At 41.8% G+C, this 13,549-nt stretch carries 7 protein-coding genes; 6 read left to right on the forward strand and 1 reads right to left on the reverse strand.

What is annotated here, in order from left to right:
* Positions 1 to 314: 314 nt before the first annotated feature.
* From SWH54_03290 to SWH54_03310, 5 genes are all read left to right on the forward strand, one after another.
* Positions 315 to 3,002 (forward strand): fibronectin type III domain-containing protein, encoded by a 2,688-nt coding sequence (locus SWH54_03290; protein ID MDY6790272.1) that lies wholly within the window; start codon positions 315 to 317, stop codon positions 3,000 to 3,002.
* Between the two features lie 494 nt (positions 3,003 to 3,496).
* Positions 3,497 to 4,993: a sigma 54-interacting transcriptional regulator gene (locus tag SWH54_03295; GenBank protein ID MDY6790273.1), complete on the forward strand. Its 1,497-nt coding sequence runs from the start codon at positions 3,497 to 3,499 to the stop codon at positions 4,991 to 4,993.
* Between the two features lie 367 nt (positions 4,994 to 5,360).
* Positions 5,361 to 5,840: a hypothetical protein gene (locus SWH54_03300; GenBank protein MDY6790274.1), complete on the forward strand. Its 480-nt coding sequence runs from the start codon at positions 5,361 to 5,363 to the stop codon at positions 5,838 to 5,840.
* Between the two features lie 498 nt (positions 5,841 to 6,338).
* Positions 6,339 to 7,586, forward strand: coding sequence for an SPOR domain-containing protein (locus SWH54_03305; protein MDY6790275.1), 1,248 nt, complete (start codon positions 6,339 to 6,341; stop codon positions 7,584 to 7,586).
* Between the two features lie 25 nt (positions 7,587 to 7,611).
* The gene (locus SWH54_03310) at positions 7,612 to 10,683 is read left to right on the forward strand and encodes an AsmA-like C-terminal domain-containing protein (protein ID MDY6790276.1); all 3,072 of its coding nucleotides are present in this window, start codon (positions 7,612 to 7,614) and stop codon (positions 10,681 to 10,683) included.
* Here the strand turns inward: SWH54_03310 and murJ are convergent.
* Positions 10,661 to 12,193 carry a murein biosynthesis integral membrane protein MurJ gene (gene murJ / locus SWH54_03315; protein MDY6790277.1) on the reverse strand — a complete coding sequence of 511 codons (1,533 nt, stop codon included), beginning with the start codon at positions 12,191 to 12,193 and terminating at the stop codon, positions 10,661 to 10,663. The two genes, SWH54_03310 and murJ, sit on opposite strands and share 23 nt — an antisense overlap.
* A 254-nt stretch (positions 12,194 to 12,447) precedes the next feature.
* On the opposite strand from murJ, the gene SWH54_03320 reads away from it, so the two are divergent.
* Positions 12,448 to 13,539, forward strand: coding sequence for an AI-2E family transporter (locus SWH54_03320; GenBank protein ID MDY6790278.1), 1,092 nt, complete (start codon positions 12,448 to 12,450; stop codon positions 13,537 to 13,539).
* Positions 13,540 to 13,549: the final 10 nt, after the last annotated feature.

Raw genomic sequence — 13,549 nt, forward strand, 5'->3', positions numbered from 1 at the left:
TCTTTATTTTAAAATATTAATAAACTTATCATGTTATTTTCTAATTTTTGAACAGTTTAGTATAATATTTGTTAATTTATCGGTTACAATCTCAAATTGTTCACAAAATCATACAGCCTCATTTACAAAAACATAACTATCTTACCAGAATATTCTTCGTTCATCATCAGCTAAAGCATAACCAAAAGATATTACAATATATTTAATTTTTAATTCTAAGTGGAATGCAACTTGCAATAGTCTAGTTTCACGTTCTCCGAACCATTTGTTTTAACCTATTTTCTAAATAAATATTGCTCCAAAGAGGTAAAGCTATGCGAAAAGAGTGGTACGACTTATCCGTCTGGAAAATCATGCTATTTTTCTGTTTCTTTTTTCTTTCTTTCCAGACCTTTTGTTTTGCGGCCGATGTGACGCTGCGATGGGACGCGAATACCGAGACTGATCTCGCCGGTTATAAACTGTATTATAAAACCGACACACCCGGTTCTCCTTATAATGGCACGGGGGCTGATCAGGGGGCTTCACCGGTAGATATTCCGCTGGGAAGCCTGAGCGATCCAAATAACCCTGAATTCACCATTACCGGGCTGGATGCCAGCCATATTTATTTTCTTGTTCTTACCGCATATGATACCGAAGAAAACGAAAGCGGCTATTCCAATGAGGTATCTACCTTTTATATTTCTTCGCCGCAAAACGGCTTTTCTGTCAACCACGCCGATCATACGTCTTTTAACGTGGCAGGGCGGGGAGCCGGTGGGGCCAATGTAGAAATTTATTCAGGCAGCACACTGGTAGGGTCAACCACAGTAAATGCGGATGGCAGCTGGTCAGCCAATGTAAATTTCACATCCGTAACTGAAGGTGCGGTCAGCTTAAGTGCAAAAATAAATTCGTTGACCTCTAATACCGTGAGTGGAACACTCGATATTTCCGCACCTCAGATCAGTTCAACTCCCACTGTAACTCAGCTGACTGAAAGCACAGCAGTGATTGAATGGACATCAAACGAACCGGGCAACAGTATGGTGCAGTATGGCACCTCCAGCAGTGGTTGGGGAAGCTATGCATTAAGCCAAAATAGTGACAATTTGATGTCAAATCATAGCATCTCCTTAACCGGGCTTTCGGAAAACACCACCTATTTTTTCCGTGTCGGCTCCACCGATGCTTGTGGTAACGGCCCAACTCAAATCCCAAATACCACCAACCCCTCTGACGAGTATACTTTTAGCACCCTTCAGTCATATCCTCCATCAATGGTAGAGTTTCCCGTTATTAATTTTGATAATCATACTATTGCTGTTACCTTCAGCAAGCCAAATATGCAAAATGCAACCGTTGAAGCAAATTACAGCTTTAGTCCTTCCCTTAATTTTATCACACCAGGGGGATCTGATGATATTATCCACACGGGAGGAAGTACATATCGTCTTTCAATGGCCTCAATATCCCGTAACGCGGTGTTTACATTGACGGTGAGCAGCGTTACAGACTCTAATGGAAACCCGGTGACTCCCAGCTCTATCAAAATAAACGATAATGACAATGATGACATGGCTGATGACTGGGAGGTTAATAATGGACTGAGCCCGTACATGGACGACAGCACCCTGGACTTAGACGGCGACGGATATACGAATTACCAGGAGTATCAGTGCGGTACTGATCCTGGTGACGGGGCCTCAATACCTTTTGATATCATTGAGGCGTTGCCACACCATAACTCCGGAATCACAGATTCCTGGCGCGTACCGAACAATTCCTCATTTGCTGTGTTTATAGAATCTGCCAACGGAATAAATATAAATCAAAACAGCATCAACTTTATTATTAACGATGGGAACCAGGTGTATGAGCGGAACTTAAGTTCCAACACCGTCCGTGTGGTCAAACTGTCGGATGATGACGATTCCCAGGTTACCCTACTCTGGGCTGTGTATGACCGTTCGCAGGATAGCCATGCAAATTATGAATTTGATGCCAACGTCAACATTACCATTGACGCCTATGACACTAATGGAAACGTAATGAACCAGGAAAGCTACGATTTTAATGTCGAATCTGAAGCAGAGCATGATGTGGCACACCACCCGAGCAATCTGCCGGACGTCAGTGCAGTTGATTCTGGAGATCCGGCCCTTGGAGGTGTTTATGATACCGGTATCCAGGTAAACAGCGGCGATCTGGAAGGTGCAATGATTGTTTATAACAGCGCCGAACCGGTTCCACCTGCATTTGCACCTGCCAATGAAATTCCAGTCATCGATTTGCCAGGGGTAAACCCGGTTGGAATCCCCATGCATTTCCAGCCGCCCACGGTGTATGATACGCCGGTCAAAGTTTTTATTCCGTGTCCGGGATATACCGATGTTAGCAGCCTCAGTATATATTACTATAATGGCACCAGCAGTGTATTGGCTTGCGACGCTGATGGCAATACCCTTCCGGCAGGTGAAGGCTGGATGGTTCCGGGATCAAGGATGGATCACAACAACGGAAGTCCATCCTGCATAGAAATTCAGGTATATCACTTCTCTGGGATTCAGCCAGGAACATCCTCAGCCTCGGTGACAGACGGTTCGTCAGGCGGCGGTGACAGTGCCGACGGCGGGGGTTGTTTTATCGGTAGTGCCACTTTTGACTCAAGAACCGAAAGACATGTTCAAATCTTAGCTGAATTTAGAGATAAGTATCTTTTAACCAACGGGATAGGCAGGAAAATGGTAAATTTTTACTACCAGAAATCTCCACCGATTGCCGATTATCTGCGCAGGCATCCAGGCCCGAGAAAATTTGCAGAATATGCGCTCATCCCGCTGACCATTTTGGCCTATCTTATGTTGTTTGACCGCACGCTTCTTTTATTGCTGTTTATTACTTTCATGCTCATTACCGTTTTGTACATCGCAAGATGCATTTTTATTCGTCTTGAGCCAATAGGCAGAAGACCCAATGAATTTTTCTTTCGATCAAAGGGATGCCATCAATGGCAATGATGTAACAAAATACACACGCAATTCAAATAGAAAAAAACCACAAGATTGTTGTCATTTCCAAGATGTTCTGGTTTGATAAAGGACAGTATTGTTAGTGCTGTCCTTTCCAGGCCCTTCTCTATTAACGCCCTGACTGTTGGATTGGTAACAAGTTGAATTTACCATAGGAGCCACTGGGTACACAGGGACAACTAGCTAAAAAAAGATACTTTTTTGGTGTTCTCTGCCGTATAAGCGGTTAATAATGACTTTTTACAATACCCACCCGGTAAATTTCACGCACAATTCATTTATAAACGGTTGGAAACATTCTGGCTTTTCACTGGGTCAAATGAATACAACGATTTATTTATGAATTGACAATCACCCTACCTGTGCATATACTTTAGCCTAATACATGTTTTTTTTCTTCACATTCAGTTGAATTTCATTGTTCTATAAATCCGGTTATCAGTTTATATTGATTATTTTTCCAGGAGCTTAACTGTTTTTGTATGTACTCAAAAAAATCAAATCCCGATACCCCAATTAATCGGTTAAAAGAGATATCCACATGGGTCTCTTCGGTACAAGACATTGATCAGCTCCTTGAGCTTATCATAGAAACCGCCACCCGGATGATGGATGCCAAGGCCAGTTCGTTACTGTTGGTTGATAAAAAAACAAACAAGCTTTTTTTTAAGGTGGCCACCGGGGAAAAGAAAGTAGATATCAAGAAATTTGAAATCGGTATGGGGCAGGGAATCGCAGGCTATGTTGCTGAAAAAGGAGAGCCTTTGCTTATACCCGATGTTAGCTCTGACCCGCGTTGGTACAGGGAGATAAGTGATTCAATAGGATTTAAAACACGCTCCATCGCCTGTGTACCGATGAAGATAAAAGGTGAAACCATAGGGGTGGTTGAAATCATTGACAAAATAACCGGAGACCCGATTCAGCATGAGGATTTAAAAACCCTGTCGGTATTTGCCGATCTGGCCGCACTGGCCATAGGTGACGCCCGAAAAATTGCAAACAATAAAAAAGAAATCAAAAGCCTTAAAGAAGAACTCGAGCATAAATATGAAATTATCGGAGAGAGCAATGCGTTAAAGAAGGTCATATTTGATGCCGTAAAGGTGGCAAATTCTAAAGCAAGCGCCCTTATTTTAGGAGAAAGCGGAACCGGCAAGGAATTGCTGGCCCGGTTAATTCATCGTTCAGGCTTAAGGAAAAGTCAGCCCATGATTGTTTTAAATTGTGCGGCTTTGCCGGAAACATTGCTCGAAGATGAGCTTTTCGGGCACGAAAAGGGAGCGTACACCGGTGCTTTGGGAAGAAAAATCGGAAAATTTGAACTGGCAGACGGAGGTACCATATTTCTCGATGAAATTGCAGAGATGAGCCCTGGAATGCAGGCAAAACTTCTTCGAATTCTTCAGGAGGGTGTTTTCTACCGGGTAGGTGGAAACAAATCGATTCCAGTTGATGTGAGAGTGATTTCTGCCACCAATAAAAATATATTGAATGAAATCTCCGAGGGTCGGTTTCGAGAAGATTTATACTACCGCCTGAACGTCGTTGAAATTCAGATGCCGCCATTGCGCGAAAGGATGGATGACATCCCTTTACTGGCCAAGCATTTCTTAAATATTTTCAAGCTGGAAAGAGGACTATCCCATCTTACAATTTCAAAAGGAGCCATGAAATACATGCTCGCTTATGACTGGCCCGGGAATGTCAGAGAATTGAAAAATGCCATAGAACGGGCAGTGGTGATGGGCAACGGTATAGAAATTTTGCAGGAAGATCTCCCCAACTTTGCTTCAAACACAAAATATCCCGGCATGGAGGTGGGATTGACTCTCAAAGAGGCCATAGACAGCTTCAAAAAGGAATTCATAGCTTTAAACCTCAAACATACCAACGGAAACAGAAGTCTTGCTGCACAAACCATGTGTATTCAGAGAACCTACCTGTCTCGCCTGATATCAAAATATGACCTGCATTAAAGCGCAGCCCCATTTTGATGAATTCGTAAAAAGTTATTTGATGTCACTCAGCGGTACGTTGCCTAAAAATAATTTGTTCATCATATCAGGCGATGATAATTTGATTGTTTGAAAGTTGAATTTATTCTGGCCGCATCAATAGAAATATTTATTTTTTGGATATTTATAAGAATGACCATAAAAACGAAATAGGGCATGTATTCCAATAAATATTAAAAATTGAGGAAGATGATTTCACTAAAAGTGGAATAAACCACGGGAACAACACCATAGAGGGGTTTGAAGGACCACGTCGTTGGCAAGAGACGGATAAGCGCAGACTTCTGAAGGAGGCGTTTTGAAACTGTTTCAGCTAGGTAGTATAACAATGATATCGGTTATAATTATTGTCGGATGTTCAGGTTTTGGGAAACTCGCAATTCAGCCAAAGCATGAAGCTAAGACGGCTATGGAGGAACTGATAAGAAATATTGATGATTATGATATTCACTATTTTGGGTATGGCAAAAAATTTGTATCGGGTATCATTTTTGACCCTAAAAGAGACAAAAAAAAGCTGCTGCCGGGTGATAAATGGGTGAAAATTGATAAACAGACGACAATCTCAGATATTGTCAAAAGAATGAAAGGTGGCAGCAATTTTCCGGGATTCATTCCAACCCTTTACAAAATTTTAGCACCTGATGATGCGTTTTATGGGTATCTGTTCACCGGATGGTCTCATATTGTGCTTAAAAAAATCGATAAGGATACTTTGTCTGTATATGGGTTAGATGACCCACCGGAATATCTAGATATAAGGGAAAATATCCTGTTGGATAATAACTTTTTTCTAAAAGTTGGATAAAACCAACTGGCTGAATAGTATGCTGCTTTTAAAAATGATTGTTGAGGTTTTACAGCTCAGGTGCCAAAGACAGTGTTTCATTTAACCTCGGTTGTTTCTGTTCGAGTGTCGTTGTTTTATCACTTACTACTAGAAATATTTTAGCTACTGCTGTACTTTTTTGACTTTTTTATGTTATTGATAAAGAGGGTGATATAAATAACTATAATCTATTCAGCGGGCATGATATCATCGCATACTTACGCTGAAACAGGATACGTTCCGCTCTATAGAATGTGTTGGGACTAATTTCTTTGAGGAGGTTTTCCCATTAAACCGGACCCACCTTATAACGCAGTTCTGGGGCTCAATAAGGCCCCGTTTTCAAATGAAGTTGACCACGCCTTTTTTTATGACTTTACGCCCTTTGTTCAAAGATTAAACGTTTTAAGACGTCTGGTTCAGGGCCGTGACTTTCTCATTCTGGTTATCGGGGAAAAAGGGAGCGGGAAAACCACCATGCTCAATGAGTTTCTTATTTCTGCCAAAGGAAACTGGCACACATGCCGAATCCGTGCGCAAGCGACAACCAATTCCGACAACTCGCCGTCTCTTGATAACCTCAATGCACACAGGGCGTTTATTCTGCCCGATGATGACCCTCCGATTGTTATGTTTGACGATGCGCATGAACTGACCGGGGTTGAATTGCAGTATCTGCTAAAGGATGCACTTGCGCCGGGAGGCAACCGGAAATTAAAGCGCCTGATTCTCTTTGGTGAGCCAACTATCAATGCAACCATGGCCTCTCTTGCTGCACCGTTTGCCAGAGAAACAGTGGTAAATAAGGTCCATGTGTCCCTGTTAAATGAAACCCAAACGCACGATTACCTTTTTCACCGACTCAAGGTTTCAGGACTCACCGGGAAAAATCCTTTTAAATCCGAAGATATCAAGTCTATACATAAGGCTGCAGGTGGACTTCCCGGTCGTATTAATGAAAAAGCGCATGCGTTTCTGTTAAACAGGCTTTCAGGTGAAAAACCCTCTTTCCGATCCAGCCGGCTTGTCGGCATGGTTAAAAAACCTTTTTTCATAATGGCAACTTGTATTGCAGTACTCGTCCTGGGTATGTTTCTTTTTTTCTTCAAAGGGAAAACCTCAAATATTCCCGCTGCAGATATCCTTGAGCCAAAAGCCCAGATTTCAACTAGCGTGAAAAAAACAGCTAAAAAACCTCACGGTCCTCCTGTTACTGACAGCTCTGCTGCTACTTTAAATGGCTCTGGAAAAGTTCGTCATTCGACTGCCAAGCAGGGGTATAAAATGAGCAAAGGCGATCCGATAGTATCGTTAAAAGCCAAAACCCGGGCCGGCAAAGAGAAAATAAAACCGTATGGTATTATTGGGGAAAAGAAAAAAAAAGAAAAGACTGTTGCTGAGAAATCAAAAAATGCCAAGACGATTCATCGTGAAAGTTGGCTCCTTGCTCAGAATTCGTCACATTTTACCATACAGCTTATCGGTTTGCACAATGAAAAATCTATTCATAAATTTATAGCGAAATACAAGCTGTTTAATCAGGCAGCATATTATAAAACGCTTTACCGCAAAAAAGACTGGTACCCTTTGCTTTATGGTGTTTATCCCAGTAGAAAGGAAGCTTCGTCCGCCATTAAAAAATTGCCGCAGGAACTCCGTAAATTATCACCCTGGATTCGTAGTTTTTCATCCATACAACAGATAATAAAAAGCCTTCGAGGGTGACCTCAGGTGGTTAAATATAGTTGCCATGAACAAAAGCCGAAAAATAATTCTCCTGATCGTAAGAGGCATGGGAGTCATTCTGATTGCCTTTCTTATCTTCATTCTTGTTTCACCAATGCTGATCAACCTGGAATCGGCCAAAGAGAAAATTATCTTTCATCTTTCCGCAAAAACGGGAGGCGATCTGCACTATGAAAAGATCGATCTTTATTATTTTCCCCGCCCCCATGCAGTTATTTATCAGCCCCGTTTTTCTATGCCGGGAAATATCTCAGGGACACTGGCAAATTTAAAAGTTTATCCTGCAATTTTTTCTTTATTTACCGGAGATGTAAGAGTTTCCAAGTTACAGCTGATCACCCCAACCTTTGATATTAAGCTTCCCATTAGCCAAAAGAAAAAAAACGCAGTGATCTCTGCTTCGTTTGCCCGGGAAATGTTAACCCGTGCTTTGACATATCCTGCATTAAATCAGTCCAGTTTTTTTATAGAGGTCAAAAGCGGCAGGTTGAATTTATATGATGAAAATAAGGTGGTATTTAATTTTATAAATATTAATGCAAATACAAGGCTCCTGTTAAACAGGCTTACCATTGACCTTGCCTGTCAATCAAACCTGTGGAAAAATATCTCTATGAAGGGGCGGATCGATCCACATCTATTTACCGTCAAAGGACAGGTTGATGTAACACTCTTTAATCCTAAAGTGTTGATTGACTATCTTTTCCCCGATACTGGATTGAAAGTTTCGACTGCAGGAATCAATCTGATTCTTGATTTTAAATCAGACAAACATCATGCGCTGCACGCAAAGGTGAAAAGCCATGAATCCCACCTGGCTGTGCTTCATCAAAATGAGAATGTTGCCATACAAGCCAAAAGCCTTATTTGTAAATTGAATATGGATGAGGAGAAGACAAAAGTCTCTCTTTCCAACCTTGTGCTGGATTACCCGAAACTCAGAGCATCCGGACAGTTTTTATTGAACCGGATGGTAAACCAAACCAGTCTTGATATAGACGTTAAAAAAGCAGATGTCGGGTCAACGCGCAAAGTTGCCCTGGCCCTGGCAGGAACTAACGGTATCACTAAAGACATCTTTGAGGTTGTCAAAGGGGGGAATATTCCCGAAATCACGTTTAAAACCTTTGGGAAATCTCCTGCGGACCTGGGGAAATTAGAAAATATTTTTTTGCGGGGGAGGCTGCGTGACGGCAATATTTTTGTTCCCGCAGCACTCCTTGACCTTAAAGATGTCAATGGCAGCGTGACCCTTTCCAATGGTATTCTGGCGGGGGAAAATATTAAAGTCCGTTTGGGAAATTCGGTGGGGACCAGTGGGATCTTGGAATTGGGATTTGAAAAGAACATCCCGTTTTACGTGGAAACATTCATTCAGGCTGATTTGGCACAGCTGCCTCCAATTCTTAAAAGACTGGTAAAAAACCAACCATTTTTACAGGAACTTTCACAAATAAAGAAGGTGGGTGGAAGTGCCCTGGGAAAAATGGTTTTAGACGGAAATACGGAGTCAGTCGACGTTGGGGTCTATGCTTCTCAAATTAATCTTAAGGCGCGTTACGGGCGTATCCCATATCCGTTGCAAATTGAAGGCAGACGTTTTGCTTATAAAGGAAGGCAAATTTCATTTGATAATTTAAACGCTGCAATTGGAACATCCTCATTTTCTCGACTTTCAGGTGGCATAACCTGGAAAGATGAACCTCAGCTTAAAATTGAATCCCGCTCATCCATACTGAAGATGGGAGAAATTTATCCATGGCTTCTCTCTGGTGAAAACATTGCCGCTGTTTTTAAGGATTTTAAAATTTCACAGGGAATAGCCGCACTTTCCGCTATTAATATAAGCGGTCCGGTTTTAAGGCCCATGAACTGGCACATTAATATGAGAGGCAGTCTGGAAAATATAGTTATAAATTCGCCGCTGTCTCCAGATCCCATATTGGTGACTGACGGAAAATTAGATGTGACGGAAAGCACTATTCCGGGGATCGTCAAAAACAACTTCACCTTAGAATCGTCAAATCTGGGGTGGGGAAACAGCCGTTTTACTGCTGAGGGGAGCATGATTGTTTCCCAGGAAGGGCTCTGGATTTATACAGAACTTTCGGCTGATAAGATCGGGTGGGTCAGAGTGGATCAAATCGTAGAGTATGTAAATAAAAGGAGGGATCCCGGGTATGATGAAAAACACTGGACCCTGCCGGTGGAGGGTGTCTTCAGAATCAAATCAAATGTATTCACCTGTGGAGACTTATCATTTAATCCCACTTATGCTGATATTTTCCTGAAAAATAACAAAGTCTTTATCGATTTTACCAAGGCAAATCTGTGCGGGATTTCAGTCCCAGGATCTATAAAAATATCTTCAGGGAATATGGAGCTTTATTTATACCCTGTTGCCGAAAATCAGCAGTTAGGTCAGACAGTAACGTGTCATTGGGGAAAAAACCAGCTGGTAACCGGTCCTTTTAATCTTTCAGGAAAACTGTTTGCCATATCAGACAGCAAAGAGATCGGCAAAGTTTTAAATGGAAATTTGAAGTTTTCTGCTCAAGACGGGCGTATCTATCGCTATGAAATACTGGCAAAAATACTCGCTCTCTTAAATCTCTCCGAAATTTTTAGGGGAAAGCTTCCGGATGTAATAGAAGAGGGATTTGCCTATGAATCTATTAGGGCTGATGGGAACTTAACGAACGGCAAATTTGTGTTTGAAGAATTTATCATTGACGGTTCTTCAATGGCCGTCGTTTGCAAAGGCTATATCGATCTCGTCCGCGATGAGATGGATCTCATGGTTTTGGTAGCCCCATTTAAAACAGTTGACTTCATCATCAAAAAAATTCCCCTGGTGAACCATATCCTTGGAGGCAAGTTGGTCTCCATTCCATTCAGGGTTAAAGGAAATCCCGCAGATCCTGACATTATACCACTTTCTCCAACAGCGATAGGAGCCGGTATATTCGGGCTTTTAAAAAGAACCTTTGCCCTTCCTGTGGTCATCATGCAGCCTTTATTTACTGACAAGGAATATAAAGACACGGAACCTGCTATGGAGCAAAGAGGTCCTTAAATTTTTTTACCAAGCGATGCTTTAATTCTGCAATTTCTTTTATTTTAAAAATATAACCTATCAGGAAGAAAAGGGCTAAAAACAACGTGCCTGTGAGTGCTAAAACGGACAGGCTGCCTGAAATTGTTCCGGAATCAATGCTTAACAGCACTTTTGATTTAAACCACTCCAGGACCACTCCGATTGCCATGCTGATCACAATAATTTTAACATAGAAAAAATAGACAGCGTGACTTTCTTTATTGCCACTTCTCTTATTCCATAGACCATATAACAATATCACTTGGAAAATGGCCGAAACCGAAACAGCTAGGGCGATTCCTCTGGCACCCATGATATGCATGGAAAAAAAATAAAGGGGCACACTTAACAACACAGCGACCGTTATGAAAACTGCAGGAAAAAGTGTGTTCCCCATGGCATAATAGCCCCTGACGACCACAGTCTGGGCTGAAAAAGCAAAGACACCAATCAAAAAGAAAATCAGCATCGAAGATGTCAGTTCCGTGGCGGCAGCATCGAATTTTCCATGCTGAAACAGGATAAGAATAATTTCATGCCTGAGCACCATCATCAAAACGGAAAAAGGAATGACCAGTGATATAAGTCGCAGGATATTGTTCAGCAGGTTGTTCGATTCAGACATTTTATGTTCTGCAATCAGTTTGGCCATAAATGGATACATGGCCATTCCAATTGCCTGGCCGAAAAAGCCGGCCAGAATCATCATCACCCTGAAACTGAAATTCAAACAGGCCAGGTCTCCTCGAGGCATAAACGATCCAAAAAATTTAAACAGGAATTCCGCTGAAAACATCATGGTCAGGCCGATCATAAGCGGCAGAGTCAACAAAACGTATTTTAACAAATCCGGATGCGTTAAATCAAATATCGGCCTGAGTCTCATCCCGACTTTGCTGGCACCCAGGTATTGGATGGCAAAATTTCCCCAAAATGCACCCACAAGAACTCCCCAGGAAAAACCCTCTATGCCCAACCAGGGGCTTAACAGTATGCCGCCGGCAATGATGCCCATATTATACAAAAGGGGGGCAAGGGCAGGAAGAAAAAATCGTTCTTTGGCAAACTGGACAGCCATGAACAGACCGCCGGCAAAAAAGAAAAATTGAGCAGGCATAATAATCCGTGTCATTCTAATGGCACGGCTTCGCAGCAAGGGTTCATTTATCCCGGGTGCGACGATGGTAATCAATTCAGGTGTAAAAATAAATGCGATAATAATAAGCAGTAATAAAAGGATTCCAAAGCATGTCATAATGACGGAAAAAGCCTCCCAGCCTTTCTCTTCGTCGTTGATTACCAGATAACGAGAAAAAATGGGAATGAAGGTGATGGAAAGAAAACCGCTTGCCACAATATGATTCAGAATATCCGGTATTAAAAAAGCGACCAGATAGGCGTCCACTTCACCAGTGGCTCCACCAATGTGCGCAATTACCATTTCCCGGAAAATTCCGATCACTCGGCTCAGGAAAACCGAAGACATCATGATCAGGGAGGCTAGGGAAACTTTTTTATATAAAGATGTGGAGGTAATAATTTTTTATGCCTGATTATCTTATTTATTCAACCAGTTAACATCTTGACTGCTCAATAATAACAGTATTACCAGAAACTGAACAAGTTAGAAAGTGGTTTATTGATAAAAAATGCTCATTTTTTATTAAAATTGATTTTCTATCTTAGTAAAAAATGTTAAGGGAATATTCTTGTTATTTAGGTTTACTCTGTCAGAGAAGAAAAATGATTCCGATTTTTAAAGAATGGAAAAACCGATACTTTTCTAATCCGCAGGTTGTTATTCTTGGCTTTTTGCTCCTGGTTGGATTCGTATTTATTTTTCTGCTCGGCAATATGCTGATCCCTGTATTTGCAAGTGTGGTGATCGCATATCTGCTGGAAGGAATTGTATCGATGCTTCAACGCTGCAAAATGCCTCGGATGGCTTCGGTGATATCCGTTTTTTTATTATTTATCGCCTTTCTGCTCATTTTAATAGTCGCTTTGCTCCCCATGCTGTCAAGGCAGATCGGACAATTTTTGCAGGAGTTGCCCTCCATGCTCGCCAGGGGACAAAATGCACTGATGCTTCTTCCGGAAAAGTATCCGGATTTGATTTCAGAACCCCAGATAAGACATATTCTAAATCTCATAGGAACAGAACTCACCAGTCTTGGCCAACGCATCCTTTCCATGTCTCTTGCCTCTGTGCGTGGTTTAATCACCATTTTAGTCTACCTTATTCTTGTTCCACTCCTGGTTTTCTTTTTTTTGAAAGACAAGGTAAAAATTCTCAACTGGTTTACCGGTTTCCTTCCCGAAGAACGCGGACTGGCCGTCGAGGTGTGGCGAGAAGCAAATGTTCAGGTGGCAAACTATGTGCGCGGCAAGGTTTGGGAAATTATAATCGTATGGGGGGTCAGTTACATCACCTTTGCTTTTCTTGGATTACGGTTTTCCATGCTTCTTTCGCTATTTATTGGGCTGTCGGTTCTCATTCCCTACATTGGTGCCACAGTCATGTTTCTTCCCGTAACCCTGATCGCTTATTTCCAGTGGAACATAGGCTCTACTTTTGTGTACACTATAATTGCTTATACCATCATTCAGATTTTAGACGGCAACCTGCTGGTTCCCCTGCTTCTTTCCGAAGTCGTCCATATCCATCCTGTCGCAATAATTGTCGCATTGCTTCTGTTCGGTGGCTTATGGGGTATCTGGGGTCTGTTTTTTGCCATTCCATTGGCAACACTGGTACATGCAGTGATTAAAGCCTGGTTTAATAGTGGTCTGGTAGAAAAAAAAGTTGAGGAAGGTATAAAAAACGAAACATAATGTATGATAA

The organism is Thermodesulfobacteriota bacterium (assembly GCA_034189135.1).
GTDB lineage: Bacteria > Desulfobacterota > Desulfobacteria > Desulfobacterales > JAUWMJ01 > JAUWMJ01.

Excerpts from the sequence above, each read along its gene's own strand:
- SWH54_03290 (MDY6790272.1), top strand. The coding sequence starts at position 315 with ATGCGAAAAGAGTGGTACGACTTATCCGTCTGGAAAATCATGCTATTT.
- SWH54_03295 (MDY6790273.1), top strand. The coding sequence starts at position 3,497 with ATGTACTCAAAAAAATCAAATCCCGATACCCCAATTAATCGGTTAAAA.
- SWH54_03300 (MDY6790274.1), top strand. The coding sequence starts at position 5,361 with ATGATATCGGTTATAATTATTGTCGGATGTTCAGGTTTTGGGAAACTC.
- SWH54_03305 (MDY6790275.1), top strand. The coding sequence starts at position 6,339 with ATGCTCAATGAGTTTCTTATTTCTGCCAAAGGAAACTGGCACACATGC.
- SWH54_03310 (MDY6790276.1), top strand. The coding sequence starts at position 7,612 with ATGAACAAAAGCCGAAAAATAATTCTCCTGATCGTAAGAGGCATGGGA.
- murJ (MDY6790277.1), bottom strand. The coding sequence starts at position 12,193 with ATGATGTCTTCGGTTTTCCTGAGCCGAGTGATCGGAATTTTCCGGGAA.
- SWH54_03320 (MDY6790278.1), top strand. The coding sequence starts at position 12,448 with ATGATTCCGATTTTTAAAGAATGGAAAAACCGATACTTTTCTAATCCG.